Source organism: Anaerobacillus sp. CMMVII (genome assembly GCF_025377685.1).
GTDB lineage: Bacteria > Bacillota > Bacilli > Bacillales > Anaerobacillaceae > Anaerobacillus.
In genome coordinates this window covers 119657-133418 of record NZ_JACEHK010000008.1, presented here as the reverse complement: position 1 = coordinate 133418, position 13762 = coordinate 119657, and the positions used below count along the sequence as shown (strand labels likewise).

Annotated in this window: 19 protein-coding genes and 1 pseudogene; 9 read left to right on the top strand and 11 right to left on the bottom strand. The window is 35.5% G+C overall.

Features of this window, described 5'->3' with window-relative positions:
- Positions 1–284: 284 nt before the first annotated feature.
- On the top strand, positions 285–1031 hold the full coding sequence (locus H1D32_RS11310; RefSeq protein ID WP_261178401.1) for a lipase family protein: 747 nt from the start codon (positions 285–287) through the stop codon (positions 1029–1031).
- A gap of 50 nt (positions 1032–1081) precedes the next feature.
- Here the strand turns inward: H1D32_RS11310 and H1D32_RS11305 are convergent, their stop codons facing one another.
- Both H1D32_RS11305 and H1D32_RS11300 read right to left on the bottom strand, forming a co-directional pair.
- Positions 1082–1939, bottom strand: coding sequence for a cyclic di-GMP-binding domain-containing protein, MshE-related (locus H1D32_RS11305; protein ID WP_261178400.1), 858 nt, complete (start codon positions 1937–1939; stop codon positions 1082–1084).
- Between the two features lie 7 nt (positions 1940–1946).
- Entirely contained in the window at positions 1947–2324 is a 378-nt protein-coding gene (locus tag H1D32_RS11300; protein WP_261178399.1) for a response regulator, read from the bottom strand.
- Between the two features lie 335 nt (positions 2325–2659).
- Here H1D32_RS11300 and H1D32_RS24985 point away from each other — a divergent pair, with 335 nt between their 5' ends.
- The 7 genes and pseudogenes from H1D32_RS24985 to H1D32_RS11285 all read left to right on the top strand — a co-directional run bounded on the left by H1D32_RS24985 (position 2660) and on the right by H1D32_RS11285 (position 5007).
- Positions 2660–3178, top strand: coding sequence for a DNA-formamidopyrimidine glycosylase family protein (locus H1D32_RS24985; protein ID WP_314733402.1), 519 nt, complete (start codon positions 2660–2662; stop codon positions 3176–3178).
- Positions 3150–3242, top strand: a pseudogene (locus tag H1D32_RS24980) (endonuclease VIII); the annotation flags it as partial. The gene H1D32_RS24985 and the pseudogene H1D32_RS24980, both read left to right, overlap by 29 nt.
- A 63-nt stretch (positions 3243–3305) precedes the next feature.
- Positions 3306–3464: a zinc finger domain-containing protein gene (locus H1D32_RS24975; RefSeq protein ID WP_314733401.1), complete on the top strand. Its 159-nt coding sequence runs from the start codon at positions 3306–3308 to the stop codon at positions 3462–3464.
- Between the two features lie 16 nt (positions 3465–3480).
- Entirely contained in the window at positions 3481–4098 is a 618-nt protein-coding gene (locus H1D32_RS11290) for a TIM barrel protein (protein ID WP_314733400.1), read from the top strand.
- Positions 4029–4310, top strand: coding sequence for a TIM barrel protein (locus H1D32_RS24970; RefSeq protein ID WP_314733399.1), 282 nt, complete (start codon positions 4029–4031; stop codon positions 4308–4310). Before H1D32_RS11290 ends, H1D32_RS24970 begins: the two co-directional genes overlap by 70 nt.
- 234 nt (positions 4311–4544) lie before the next feature.
- Positions 4545–4703 carry a DUF1450 domain-containing protein gene (locus tag H1D32_RS25390; protein ID WP_396126180.1) on the top strand — a complete coding sequence of 53 codons (159 nt, stop codon included), beginning with the start codon at positions 4545–4547 and terminating at the stop codon, positions 4701–4703.
- 94 nt (positions 4704–4797) lie between these two features.
- A complete protein-coding gene (locus H1D32_RS11285) occupies positions 4798–5007 on the top strand; it encodes a hypothetical protein (protein ID WP_261178398.1) in 210 nt (69 codons plus the stop codon).
- Between the two features lie 427 nt (positions 5008–5434).
- On the opposite strand, the gene spx is transcribed toward H1D32_RS11285, so the two are convergent.
- The 5 genes from spx to H1D32_RS11260 form a co-directional block, all read right to left on the bottom strand.
- The gene (gene spx, locus H1D32_RS11280) at positions 5435–5830 is read right to left on the bottom strand and encodes a transcriptional regulator Spx (protein WP_261178397.1); all 396 of its coding nucleotides are present in this window, start codon (positions 5828–5830) and stop codon (positions 5435–5437) included.
- Positions 5827–6513 (bottom strand): sensor histidine kinase, encoded by a 687-nt coding sequence (locus H1D32_RS11275; RefSeq protein ID WP_261178396.1) that lies wholly within the window; start codon positions 6511–6513, stop codon positions 5827–5829. Before H1D32_RS11275 ends, spx begins: the two co-directional genes overlap by 4 nt.
- Positions 6428–7102 carry a HAMP domain-containing protein gene (locus H1D32_RS11270; RefSeq protein WP_261178395.1) on the bottom strand — a complete coding sequence of 225 codons (675 nt, stop codon included), beginning with the start codon at positions 7100–7102 and terminating at the stop codon, positions 6428–6430. Before H1D32_RS11270 ends, H1D32_RS11275 begins: the two co-directional genes overlap by 86 nt.
- 151 nt (positions 7103–7253) lie before the next feature.
- On the bottom strand, positions 7254–7943 hold the full coding sequence (locus H1D32_RS11265) for a response regulator transcription factor (RefSeq protein ID WP_261178394.1): 690 nt from the start codon (positions 7941–7943) through the stop codon (positions 7254–7256).
- Positions 7944–8306: 363 nt separating this feature from the next.
- Entirely contained in the window at positions 8307–8981 is a 675-nt protein-coding gene (locus H1D32_RS11260; RefSeq protein WP_261178392.1) for a TVP38/TMEM64 family protein, read from the bottom strand.
- Between the two features lie 277 nt (positions 8982–9258).
- Between H1D32_RS11260 and H1D32_RS11255 the strand changes: the two genes are divergently transcribed.
- The gene (locus H1D32_RS11255; protein WP_261178391.1) at positions 9259–10545 is read left to right on the top strand and encodes a voltage-gated chloride channel family protein; all 1287 of its coding nucleotides are present in this window, start codon (positions 9259–9261) and stop codon (positions 10543–10545) included.
- A 423-nt stretch (positions 10546–10968) separates the two neighbouring features.
- On the opposite strand, the gene tnpA is transcribed toward H1D32_RS11255, so the two are convergent.
- From tnpA to H1D32_RS11235, 4 genes are all read right to left on the bottom strand, one after another.
- On the bottom strand, positions 10969–11457 hold the full coding sequence (gene tnpA / locus H1D32_RS11250) for an IS200/IS605 family transposase (RefSeq protein WP_261178390.1): 489 nt from the start codon (positions 11455–11457) through the stop codon (positions 10969–10971).
- A gap of 174 nt (positions 11458–11631) precedes the next feature.
- Complete coding sequence (locus H1D32_RS11245; protein ID WP_261178389.1) at positions 11632–12327, bottom strand: MerR family transcriptional regulator; 696 nt, start codon at positions 12325–12327, stop codon at positions 11632–11634.
- A 132-nt stretch (positions 12328–12459) separates the two neighbouring features.
- Positions 12460–13029 (bottom strand): GNAT family N-acetyltransferase, encoded by a 570-nt coding sequence (locus tag H1D32_RS11240; protein WP_261178388.1) that lies wholly within the window; start codon positions 13027–13029, stop codon positions 12460–12462.
- A 28-nt stretch (positions 13030–13057) separates the two neighbouring features.
- Positions 13058–13684: an HAD family hydrolase gene (locus H1D32_RS11235; RefSeq protein ID WP_314733398.1), complete on the bottom strand. Its 627-nt coding sequence runs from the start codon at positions 13682–13684 to the stop codon at positions 13058–13060.
- Positions 13685–13762 lie beyond the last annotated feature (78 nt).

Here is a 13762-nt window from a genome sequence, read left to right as displayed (position 1 = left end):
GCAAATTAGTTAACGACTTCACTATTTGAAGCAGGTGGCTCCTAACTTACTCGAAGGACAAATTGCTAAACCTAAAGCGTAAACTTGTCAATCGATTCACATATCAAGAGTTAGGCTCCTCCTATCCTATCCGTTTTACAAATCTTTCAACGGTTGTTAGCAAAGAAAGCGAGCAAATAGACGTTTAAAGTTTTACTTATGTAACTATGACCTACTTCAAAATATATCACTATATTTCATCACTTTGAATATGATATCAAAAATGTCTCAAGGAGTTGGCTCCATTGACTAAAAACCCTCACTTTAATAAAGGATTAGCTATGCACTTAATCCACATGTGTAACCTAACCTATGAACAGTATGAGAACAATGGACGTTTTCAAGTACCATTTGGTGTGAAGCTTGTAAAATCTTTTAAAGGAATGGCATTCGGCCGTGAAGAGTGGTTTGGTTTCATCTTAGAAACCTGGGATTGTGTTGTTATTGCATTTCGTGGAACTCTCTCAGATCCTGATTGGATCGCTGACGCAGAGGCATTTCAAGACATATTTCCCTATTCCGAAAGTAAGGGGCTAATCCACCATGGGTTTTTATCTATCTACCAATCATGTCGTGAAGAAATATTTAAAACATATGCGAGAATTGCTCCGTACAAGCGGCTCTATATTACAGGTCACAGTTTAGGGGGAGCGTTAGCAACACTACACGCTATGGATGTGGTTGAAAACGGCCATTTCCCAAAGGTTACGATGTATAATTACGCAAGTCCCCGGGTAGGAAATAAAGAATTCACTCACCGATTTTCTACAAGAGTGCCTGATTGTATTCGCTTTATCAATAGTCATGACATCATTCCCATGCTTCCACCACAAAAAATTTATTGTCCTTTTACAAAACGTAGTTGGAATTATCAACATGTTCCTAAGCAAGTAAAATTTTCACTCCAAGCTGGATCAATACGGAATAATCATGCCCTTACTACCTACAAAAAAGGAATCCAACGGTTGGTTTCGGACTCTCCAAATGAATAAAATCATAAAACCGAGCTTGGTTATCAACCAAGCTCGGTAATCTAACTTCATTACCTTTTTTGTAGTCCAACAATTAGCTCTATATCGCTAAACAAAATTGTAAAATAAGATACTTCTTCCTGAGCCAAGCTTGGTTCAACTAGTTTTTGTACTAGTAAACTTAGATCAAAGCCCTTATCAACTTCATTAACAATAAAAATTCCATTATGAAGGTTTAAGAACTCTAATACTGCTGAAATTGATAGTTCATCGATTTCCTTTAGCTCCTCTTCAGCAAAAATAGAAGCTACTTTAAGAAAATCAGGCTCTGACAACATCAAATAGGTATCGAGATTATATTCACCGACAATTTGCTGATACGCTACTAATGGATATCGGTCGATACCGTTCTTTAGCTCCTGCACATAAGCTTTTTCATGAAAGTGCCTCTCAATATTTTTTACTAACATTACGATGTAGTCGCTCAACGGTTTTTCCAAATTTAGTGAACTCTCTATAATCTTTTCGACATTATCATTTGTTAATTCTTGAAGATCTTCATTCGTCAAACCATACTCGTTTTTATAAGAGAACAACAATTTACTAATTTGATCCATTGTAACAAGATTTTTATCAAGTAAGATTTGACTGATTAATAAATAACTCGTTTTTTGATCTGTCAATAATTCTTCGAGCTTATCAATACTTAAGTATTCTCTTTGAATGGCGATTTCACCAAACCTACGGTCAGTAGCGCGTTGAGCTTCATTTACTTCATTGATTTGCTCTAAAGTCATAAAGCCCTTATTTAATGCCAGTATTCCCAACTTTACATGACTTTGCTTCTCTTCTTGAAAAACTTCATTTAACTGGTTACTTGTGATGATACCCTTATTTAATAGGAAGTTACCAAAATATTTACTAAACATTCGTCGATTACTCCCCTTTCACTCTCTGTAAGATTGTCTTTAACACACTAGTGTCAACAGGCTTTTGCATAAAATCATAGACACCTAACTTAACAGCCTCTTTCACATGTTTTGATGTCCCTACAGATGTAACCATTACGACGTTGATTGCTTTCGTTCGTTCGTCGTTTTTTATTACTTCTAAGGCTTCAATTCCCGTCTTGTTTGGCATGATAATATCTAGAAAAAGAACATCAATATCGTTAGTACCTTTCAATTTTTCAATGATTTCAGCACCATCAGTAGCTTCAAGAACTACGTTCATCCCAAGTTCTTCTAAGCTCGCTCTTAATTTCTTTCTAACTAACAATGAATCGTCACACACAGCTACTCTTAAGCTACTCATAATTCCCCTCCAAAAATGATTAGTCTTCCTAGTCTTGTAAAACACTACTACTATAATTCTACATAAACTTCCACAATCCTTCACAAGTCGCCAAACTTATACAAAAACACGTATTTTCTCTATTATTTAGCATTTCAATTTAATAATTTCCCAAACAAAAAGCACTAAAAACAGGTATACTTGCAAAAAAATGAGCATCAAGACAACATCATTTGTCTTGACGCTCCCTTTTTTCTATAGATAGTCAAAAACTACACGATCTAAAATTGAAATTCTCATAAATTCCCTAATTTAACTAAATACTTAACCTATACTACTGAGAGGAGATTTGTTACATGCCTGAATTACCAGAAATGGAAACCTACAAAAAGTTGCTAACTGCAAAAATCAGTGGGCAAAAGATTACAAACATTGAAATCAACCGGGAAAAGTCAATTAACATCTCTGCTCCAATGTTTTTGCAGGAGGTTACCAATAGTTCTATTGTTGCAGTTGAAAGGCGAGCAAAATACCTTATCTTTAAGCTTAGCTCCGGCAAAAACTTAATTCTTCATTTAATGCTAGGCGGCTGGATGTTTTTCGGGTCCGATGAAACTAGCCCAAATCGAACCAAACAAGTGATCCTTACGTTTCCTTCAGGACATTTATATTTTATAGGACTTCGGCTCGGCTATTTACATTTGATAGACGATCAACAATTAAATGAGCAATTGACAAAGCTAGGTCCAGAACCATTAGATCAAGACTTTTCACTGCATTCCTTCCTTCAGTTAATCAAAAAAAGACGGGGAGTTTTGAAAAACAACGTTAGTAAACCAGTCGTTCATTTCTGGGATTGGAAATTGTTATTCTGATGAGATTTGCTATGATGCCGGTTTACTTCCGACTAGAAAAATGAACGAGCTAAATGATCTGGAAATTAACAATTTATATAAAGGAATTAACACGGCGTTAAAACGGGGCATCAACCAAGGCGGCTATATGGATCATCCATTTTTTGAAGGGGATACTCTTACTGGAAACTATCAAACACTTGTTTATGATCGCCAGGACGAACCTTGCAATAAATGTGGTTCAAAGATTATTTTAGAAACTGTTTCTTCCAAAAAGACATATTATTGTCCTAATTGTCAGCACTAATAAGGAGGTGAAAACCATGTTTATTGGTAGTCACGTTAGTATTCGAAATGGCTACGAACATGCAGCTAAAAATGCAAAATCAATCGGTGCAACTGCCTTTCAGTACTTCCCTAAAAACCCCAGAAGTATTTCTATAAAGCAATTTGATAAGGCTTCTGCTCAAAGTTGCGCGCAATTTTGCGAGGAAAAAGGGATTGTTTCCATCGCTCATACACCCTATCCAACTAAGTTAATTTCGGAAAATAAGGAACTTGAAGCCGAAATAATCACCTCGATTCTAAACGATTTGGAGATTGCTTACACGTGTGGCTCTATCGGAATCGTCGTACACTTTGGAGCCATGAAGGGTGAGGCGACTGTAGAAGGATATAAAAAAATGATTCATGTTTTAAATACTGTTTTACAGGATTGGCACGGAAAGGCATTATTATTAATTGAAAATAATGCTGGAGCAGGAACGAACATGGGAATTACACTGGAGGAAATGTTCATGTTCGAAAACTTACCGACTATCCTGAAAAAGTCGGTTTTTGCTTTGATACCTGTCATGCTTTTGCAAGTGGCTTGTGGAATGGTGATAATTGGGATGAAATCGCAAACAAAGGACTTGAGCTTGGCTACTTTCAACATTTAAAAGCGATCCACCTAAACAATTCTAAATACCCTTCCGGGAAACGGAAAGATCGCCATGCCAATCTTAAAGATGGCTTTATCAAAGAAACTCAATGGTCAAACTTTTTCGCCTCTTCTGTAATTAAAGGCATTCCACTAATCTTAGAAACTCCAGATGATGAAAACTTTACTCATGAACAAGAAATTGAAATTGTGAAAGGTTGGCTAAACTAAGTCTAGCCCCTTGTTGAAATTCTAAGAAAATGGTAGCGTTTACACCCGCATAAGCACTACATAATTTTACATACAAACAACAAGAAAATAACCGTGTGATTCGTGGAAAAAATCTGCTATAATCAAAGCAAGTGATAATCATTTTCATTTAAACGAATACCGAGGTGAATCACAAATGGAAAAAGTCTATTTTTGCAAAGAGAATGACTTTAAAACAAAAAAGGTTTATAAAAAATAAAAGAACTCGATCTTGATATTAAAGTGAAGCGTAAAGGCTGTATTGGTGAATGTAAAACCTGCAAGCAAGGTCCTTTTTCTGTCGTAAATGGCAAAGTGCTCAAATGCGATACGGCAAAAAGTCTATATAAAGAAATTTACAAAAAAGTGAACTAATCTGTTTTAACCGTATTTTTTTATAAATTCGCTTGTTCAAATACTTTTACCGTGATACTATTTATAAAAATTCATCCTGAAAGGAGCTAAAATTATGGATCCAACTATTTTAGCCCATATTATCCTTGGTAGTATTTTGACTATTAGTATCATAACGACTGTTTTCTTCGTAGTCCGAATGCTTTTCGCTCCAAAAGCTGATCAACCAGTATTCAAAAGACGCTTTCGTAAATCTGCAATCATTACCGTTGTTCTTTTTATTTCCTATATGGGATGGGTATTTATCAAGAGAACATTCTTATAATTTTTTTGTAAACTGCTTACCATAGACAAATAAAAACCAATAAACATTAAAGAGATACTTTAATGTTTATTGGTTTTATTTTACGCTCTTTTCGTAAACAATGGTGCTTTATGAACAAATTCAATATATAATCGATATTTCTGCGCTTACAACATCTAATGTTAGAAATGTTGTCCCTGAGACCTTTATATATATTCTATTTAATTTACAAACTAGATTGAAAGCAACAATCTTTGAGAAAAAAACGTTTCTAAAAGATTGTTGCTATTCTATTAGCTTTTAGGTCGTAACCAAGCGAACGCTTGGTTCTTCACGCTTTGCGTGAAGCTTTATTTTATTACATAATTCAATATTTTAGGCTACTAATGATAATTATGAAATTCACTCACTTGTTTAAAACTTACCGCTTGTTAAGCATTTGATTTTATTAATTAATAGAGAGCTGTGCCTGTTGTAAATTAAATCTACGCATCTTCCTTGGAATGAAACGTCTAATTTCAATTTCGCTATAGCCAGCCAATAGCCGTTTTTCGTCGATGATGATTGGACTACGAAGAAAACACGGATTTTCACTTATAAAAGTAAATAATTTCTGGATAGAAACCGTCTCTAAATCCAATCCTAACTTTTTGAATATTTGTGATCTCGTCGATATAATCTCATCTACGCCATCCTCTGTTTTCCCAACCATCGCTTTAATTTCCTCGATTGTCGGTCGGTGTGTTAACATATTTCTTTCGATAAATTCAATATTATGTTCTATTAACCAAGCTTTCGCTTTTCTAGATGACGAACACCCTGGGGTAGTATAAATTGTTATCATACGTTTAATCCTCCATTTTTAGTGTTATTAGTTGCAGTTGGTAATGAAATTGAAAACACAGTTCCTTTTCCAAGTTCACTTTGCACCTCAATTTTTGCTCCATGTAAATCAATGATATGTTTTACAATTGATAAACCAATACCGGTACCAACCTTTTGACTACGAGCTTTATCTACTTTAAAAAATCGATCCCAGATGAACTTTAGCTCTTTTTTTGGAATACCTGGACCATGATCTGCAATGGAGATCTGCACTTCTTTTTCGATTTTAGACAATGTGATCACCACTAGACCTTTATTGTTTGAAAAATTAATTGCATTTTCAATTAAGTTTCCAAGAACCTGATCAATGCGATCTCTATCAGCAAATATATAAAGATCGTCTTCCTCATTTGACTGGATTTCAATGTCAATTTTCTGTTTTGATAATTGCGGTTCAAGTTTAGCAATTAATTTACGAATTTGTTCTGAGACATTGTAGTTTCTTGGGTGAATGGAAACTTGACCGGCTTCAATTCTAGCGATATCCAACAAGTCATTCACAAGTTTAATTAATCTCTCAGTTTCATCTTTCATTAAATGCAAATATCGCTTCTGGTCATTTTCTGGAATTGTTCCATCCAACATGGCTCCAACAAAGCCATTTATTGATGTTAAAGGTGAACGCATATCGTGAGAAAACATTCGCAACAAACTCTTTTCGCATCGAATCTAAGCTTGCCAATTCCTTGGCCATATGGTTTAATGTCTCCCCTAGTTGACCGATTTCGTCGATGCTTGTTACTTTCACTTTTTTTCCAAAGTTTCCTTTCGCGTACTCCATGGCGACATGGTTCATGTTCCTTAATGGGGCTGAAAACTTCTTTGATAATAAAAATAAGAAACAAGTCGTTACTATCGTTGTAATAAGGCCAGCTAATAAAAACATCCCTTTAATACTTTTAGCCACCGGATCATATCCATGTAAAGCAATCACCAAGACTTTTTCTTGAAATTCAGCGTTTCCACTAGCTAATGGCGAAATCATTAAAAATATTCGATGCCCTTTTTCATTAACAAATTCATGAACTGTGCTACCGTCAAGTGCTGTCTCTATAAACTCTTGATCAATGGTTAATACTTCTGTTGCGTCTGAAAAGACGTTAAGCAATTCACCATTTTCACCATATAAATAAATACTTTTATGAGCTTTGTCATTCATAAACCCCAAAGTTGAGATTATTGCTTCTTTATTATCTACATCTTCGTAGGCTAATTGCAGCGTCTTCTCCACCTGTTCATGCTGCCCATGTAATGTAGTAAGAAATTCTTGCTTTAAATCGTTTTGAACAAGAGATAAAATACGGTACTAAAAATGAGAAATGCTGCTATCGAACTCACCACATGTGTAAAAAATAACTTTGTAAAAATACTCGACTTCACTCTCATGGTGTGTTCACCTCAAATTTATACCCGATGCCCCTTAATGTTTTCAATTCCCAGTCTGTATTCGCTTTTCCTAACTTTTCACGAATACGTTTAATATGAACATCAACGGTTCGAGGGTCACCTTCAAAATCATAGCCCCAAATTTGATCTAATAATTGTTGTCTCGTAAATACACGATTTGCATGCGTTGCCAAATAAAAAAGCAGTTCAATTTCTTTTGGAGGCACTGTCATTGTTTCATCATAACAAGTGATTTGATACTGCTTCATATTAATAATCAGATGGGGCAAGGTGATAATATCTTGATCACCATTGAAAATGTTATACCTTCTCAATACCGCTTTCATCCGAGCTAAGAGCTCCTTGGGATCAAAGGGCTTGACCACATAATCATCAGCACCTAAATCCAATCCTTTTATTTTATCGTAGCTTTCACCTTTCCCAGTTAACATGATAATTGGCACTTCGGAGTCCGAACGTATTTCCTTACAAACTTCCCAACCGCTTAAACCAGGTAGCATAATATCTAAGACGACTAGATCAGGTCTTAGTTCGTAAAAAATCTCTACTCCTGTTAAGCCGTCATTTGCATGTCGCACCTCATATCCAGCCTTCTCACTATATAATCGAATTAATTCACAAATATTTGGATCGTCATCAATAACTAATAACGTTAACTTTTTCATGTTGATTGCTCCTTTACATGAGTAAAGTAGTTCTTATCTTTCCTAAAAAGCGCTACTACTACAGGTTATCTCTTTCCTTCTTCATTTAAGTTCCCCTATCTATTCTGACAAATGTAGAAATCCTAACTTTATCATTATCAATCCTGTGCTCTTTAACTCTTGTAGCTTATCATTTCAATATGAACTAAATATGAACATCATATTAAATTTTTACTCGAAGAGTGAATTTCATAATTATCTTAATAAGCTATATCAAACTATTTTGAATTGCGAATGGTATTAACACAACTTCATATAAAACATAATAGCAATAATAATGAATATAAAATTCATTAAGAAGAAAAACAAAAAACAATTAATCTATTAAACTAATTGTTTTTTCTTGAGATTATCTTCTGTTTTCTGTTTTCGTCTTTTATAAAGAAAAGCAGCTACAATAAGAAATACTGAAATTAAAATAATCAAATCACTATTTCCAGATGCAAGACCAAGTGGTACTAATGAAAGAGTGAAAAAGTAAATCAAATTACCAATACTCGTCGCAATAAAAAAATCTTTAAATCTAATCGAGCTTACTCCACTAATAATATTCACTAGATTTGTTGGGACAAAAGGGAAAATCCGTGCCAATAACACATACATAAAACCATTCTCTTCTGCCTTACTTTTCACTGAGTCACTAATTCTTTTCTCTAGAAAATCTCTAAAGAAATAGCGGGCACCTACAAAAATTAATGTTGCTCCTAAAATACTAACTAACCAACTCCAAATTAAACCGCAAACAAACCCGTAAAAACTGATATTAACGGTAAGTATCAATATTAGTGGTATAACTGTTATGACGTTATGAATGATCATTAAAATAAACGTGATGATGAACATGGGTAGAAACTGTTCGTTTACACTGCTAATAAATTGTTCTAGATCTCCTGCCATGAACACCGGAATTAGTTGTTTATTCATAATTAACAAGATAATGACGAAACAAATGGCGACTGCAAAAGTAATTTTCAACCATCCTTTGTTGATTGTGATCACATCCTTTAACCCTCACATTATAACAAGAGAATATGAACTAAATATGAACAACGGAATACGAAAAAATCTAGAAAAAAGTCTAGTGTGCGTTTATTGGCCTTCCATGGTCAAATCAACATAAAAGCTTTGGTTAAAAATAACAATCAAGGAGACTCTATAGACGTATTGATTTTATTCAAAGCACATAAATCGTGCATTTTCAAACAACTTGGTTAGTAAATAGAGAAAGCAGCCAATCCAAAAGAACAGGAGACTTAGTCCTAATGAGGTGCTTGCTTTGAAGTTAAAGAAAACAAATTACCTTACGTTTCTTTCGCTCCTTTTCAAATGGATCATATTCGGCAGTATGATCGGGGCGATTACCGGTTCCACAACAGCAATTCTGTTAAATACGAATGATTTTTTAGGTAACACCAGAATGGCTCACCCAGGATTAATCTATCTTCTTCCTCTCGGTGGTGTCCTAATAGGGTATATTTATCAAAAATACGGTAAATCATCCGCTAAAGGAAACAATCTCATTCTAGATCAAATTCATAGTCATGGTAAGGTTCATCGAAGAATGGGACCGATTGTTTATCTCGGTACTTTTATTACTGTTTTATTTGGAGGCTCCACTGGAAGAGAAGGTGCAGCGATTCAAATGGGGGGCAGCATCTCTGAAACGGTAAATCGACTATTTAAGGTGACGCCAATTGATACAAACCTTTTAATGATGACGGGTATAAGCAGTGGATTTGGGGCTGCTTTTGGAGCACCGATTACTGGTGCTGTTTTCGGAATGGAGATGGCTTCTATCGGCAGGTTGAGATATGAAGCGATTGTCCCATGTTTTACAGGCAGTTTTGTTGGGCACCTAGTTGCAACCCAGTTTTGGAGCTATCGACATGAACATTTCATCATAGAAAAAGTTCCAGAGCTAACTATAGTTACTTTCGGAAAGTTTTTCTTTGTCTGTTTATTATTTAGTCTCGTGAGTATCCTCTACTGTCAACTAAGGCATTATCTACAAAACTTCTCTGAAAAACATTTAAAGTCCCATATGCTAAGAGGATTTGTTGGTGGAATTCTCATTGTTGCCTTCACGCTCATCGTTGGTTCTTATGATTATAACGGACGTGGTTTAGATATGATTGAACAATCGTTTACAGAAACTGTTCCCACGTTTGCCTTTCTGGGCAAGCTTATTTTTACAGCAGTGACAATGGGGTTTGGATTCGTAGGGGGAGAAGCAATTCCATTATTTTTTATCGGATCTACGCTCGGCAATACTTTATCCTCAATTGTTGGACTACCAATGTCTTTTCTCGCTGCGATTGGCCTAATTGCTGTATTCTGTGGTGGAGCAAACACTCCAATTGCTTGCCTTATATTAGCAGTTGAAATGTTTGACGGTAAAGGAGCCGAATACTTTTTTCTCGCTTGTTTAATTAGTTTCATCTTCTCAGGCCACCACGGACTTTGGCCTTCACAAAAGGTTTACGATCCAAAAAGTAGACTCGAAAATCTCCCAACTGGCAAGACAATCGCCAATCTAACGAAGGAAATGCTTGATAGGAAATAAGACAAGATGAATCTCCCGGTTAACCCGAAATGCCTTGTCGCGTTCCAACAGTTATCCTTGGAACATGAATTTCGCACTTTTATGCCTTGTGGCGTTCCAACAGCTATCCTTGGAACATGAAGTCTGCAATTTAAAACTGCATGTCTTCCAGAGAAAAAGTGCGCTTATCACTTTCGTTCTAGAAGGTTATTCGACTCGAGGGGTTGGACGTTAAAGGAAGACAGGAAAAATCGCAAGGATCTATGTAGAAAGTTATACTAACTAAGTACAATAATCTTTCTTTTCTTAACCAAAACAATCAAAACCACCCGTGACAACGGGTGGTTTGTTCTGCGGCTGAAAGCCTTTGTTACTGACCAGGCCCTAAAGGGCTACTGAACGGTTCGCCATTTGTACTACTTCTACTGGCCAGACCTCAAAGGCCTATTTTATCCTCTTCTTTCCTTTGTTCACTTCTTCTCCTGTAAATGGATCAACGTACTCTAATAAACTTAACTGTTCTGCGACTATATCATCTTGTATTTGATTTTTAATGTATTCTTCAATGACTTTCTTATTTCTTCCTACCGTATCTACATAAAAGCCAGTACACCAAAATTTCCGATTTCCATATCTATACTTCAAATTTGCGTGCCTATCAAAGATCATCAAACTACTTTTTCCTTTTAAATACCCAACAAATGAGGACACACTTATTTTGGGTGGAATACTTACTAGCATATGTACATGATCCTTACATGCGGTTGCTTCGATTATTTCAACTCCTTTTCTTTCGCATAATGTTCTTAATATTTCTCCTATATCTTTCTTTAATTTTCCGTATATTACTTGTCTTCTATACTTTGGTGCAAATACAATGTGATACTTACAATTCCATTTTGTATGTGCTAAACTGTTAATGTCTTTTGACATAAAACTCCCCCGTTTGCTTGATATATTGGTTGGCGAACCAAATATATTTTAGCACCACGGTGGAGTTTTTTTAATACCTCGCTGGAAGCTTTTTGGAACCCTAGGCCGAGCCTAGGGTTTTCATTTTCACAAAAAAGGATGAGCCAGGCGTTCAACGCCCGACTCATCTCTACATTACATTTTCGGTTTTGCTGTTTTGGTAATTAAATTTAACCAATAGGACAGCTTTCTTTTTTCATTTCGTTCCTCAATCGCTGCAGCTGATTGACGATAACTTTGAACAAACTCTTGGAAGAGCTCCTCCCTTTCTTCAACTTTCTTTTGTAAAAAGAGCTTCTCTTCTTGTTCTCTTTCGATTTCGCGTTTTAGCCTTGTGATTTGTCCAGAAGTTTTTTTGTACGTATCAAGCACTTCATTTGAATACGTTTGTACGAGGCCCTCTGTAATCGAATTACCTTTTGTTATTTCTTTTTTTACTTCATTCGTCAATTTTTCTTTGACTTCATTAATGAATTCACCTTTGAATTGATCGATAGAATTTGAGATACTTTTCACAGCCTGAACGGTTTCAGTCTGCAAAGCTACGATATCTGCATACTTCAAGTCATACTCGGTTTGAATTTCCTCAGGCACTTCACGATTTTCGCATTGATCATTCGTTTCTAAAATAAATTTAACCATTTCATCGCTCAAATTCTTATCCTTCATGAGCTTAATTTTCTTTATAATCGTAATTTCTGTTTCACCATAAATCCTTGAACCAGATTTCGTTCTATTCACTTGAAAAAAATCTGCAAATACATTTTCCCAAGTCTTTAAATTACCTACCGAAACTTTTAATTGTTTCGAAACATCTTTAATTGTATACATGTTACCTCCACCTCTTCTCAAAGTTTGCCAGGAAAAATCCGCTGTTTCTATACTATTAAATATGAAGCTATTGCTTTTCCTCCTATGTGACAAAACTTCTAAAAAGAAGTGGGTATTCGGCAAAATATGTAGTCAAGAACGCTCTATTTTTATAAATTCGTCTTTTAATAACGAAAATACCACTGTATCGTGAAAACGACTACCATCAAAATCCGTTTGGCGAAATTGACCTTCTTTTTGAAAGCCAAACTTATGTAACAATTTTTCAGAGCCTTGATTCTCAGCAAAGATATCGCCAACAATTCGATTTAAGCCAAGATTATGAAAACCAAAGGGAAGGATTGTGCTTAAAAGCTCTGACATTACCCCTTTTTTTTGATAATCTTCCCTAATCACAACTCCCATTTCTGCTTTTTTATGCCATAAATTTAATTTATGAAAGCGAAACATCCCAATCGTCTCTCCATTAGCTTTATCAACGATCACCCATGGAATTTCTTTCGTCTCTTTAAAGTTTTTTAAACTTTGTTCAATGTTCGAGGCTAGCTCAGCAACTGTACGAACGGGATTTGATGTTATATATTTCATCGTGTTTAGGTCACTCATAAAAACGAACATGGTTGGAGTATCTTCAAGTGTCATTCCTCTTAAAAGGTAGTGATCAGTTTCTAATTTAGGAATGACAGCTAAACCTTTCTCCATATCTTGAAACCCACCTTTCATACGATTTTTATTCCTTGAATAACCCTTCTCTATTGACTAGTTTTTCATGTAACTGTTCGAGCGTGCCATGATCGTCAATTGGATAAACAGGCTCACCACGATCAATGACATAATCCTCTACTAAAAAAGTCTTCATGCCAATTTTAGATGCTGCCAAATCTTCTTGTTTATCATTTCCGATCATAATGCATTCTTTTGGGTTGACTTCTAATCGATCGCAAATTTCTTGATAATATTCTGGATGAGGTTTTGTAAACGAACTATTTTCGTAAACAGTCACAACCTCAAAAGGCATATCTGCAATTCCTGCCCAGTTTAAACGCTCGTGGATAGCCGCTTTAGGGAACACCGGATTTGTAGCTACTGCAACTCGGTACCCGCGTTCTAACGCAGTACTGACTACTTTTCTAGCTAATGGTGTCGGTGAAGAAAGATGGGATAGGGTCGGAAAGACATTCGTATAAAAATCGTCTAACGTTGGCCAAATATCCTCTTTCTTTAAGTTCACTAGTTGTAAAAATGTTTCTTCAAATACCATTTCATTTGTTTTTTCATGATCAAGATTACGCATCATCGCTTCCGTTCCAGCCCACAATGCCTTTAAGAAAGGCTCTGGATCAATAATATGTGCCACTTTCGGTGCTAAGTGCCCTAAATACTTTTTACAAAAGCATCTGTATCCATCGGGAGTAATGTTCCATCTAAATCAAAT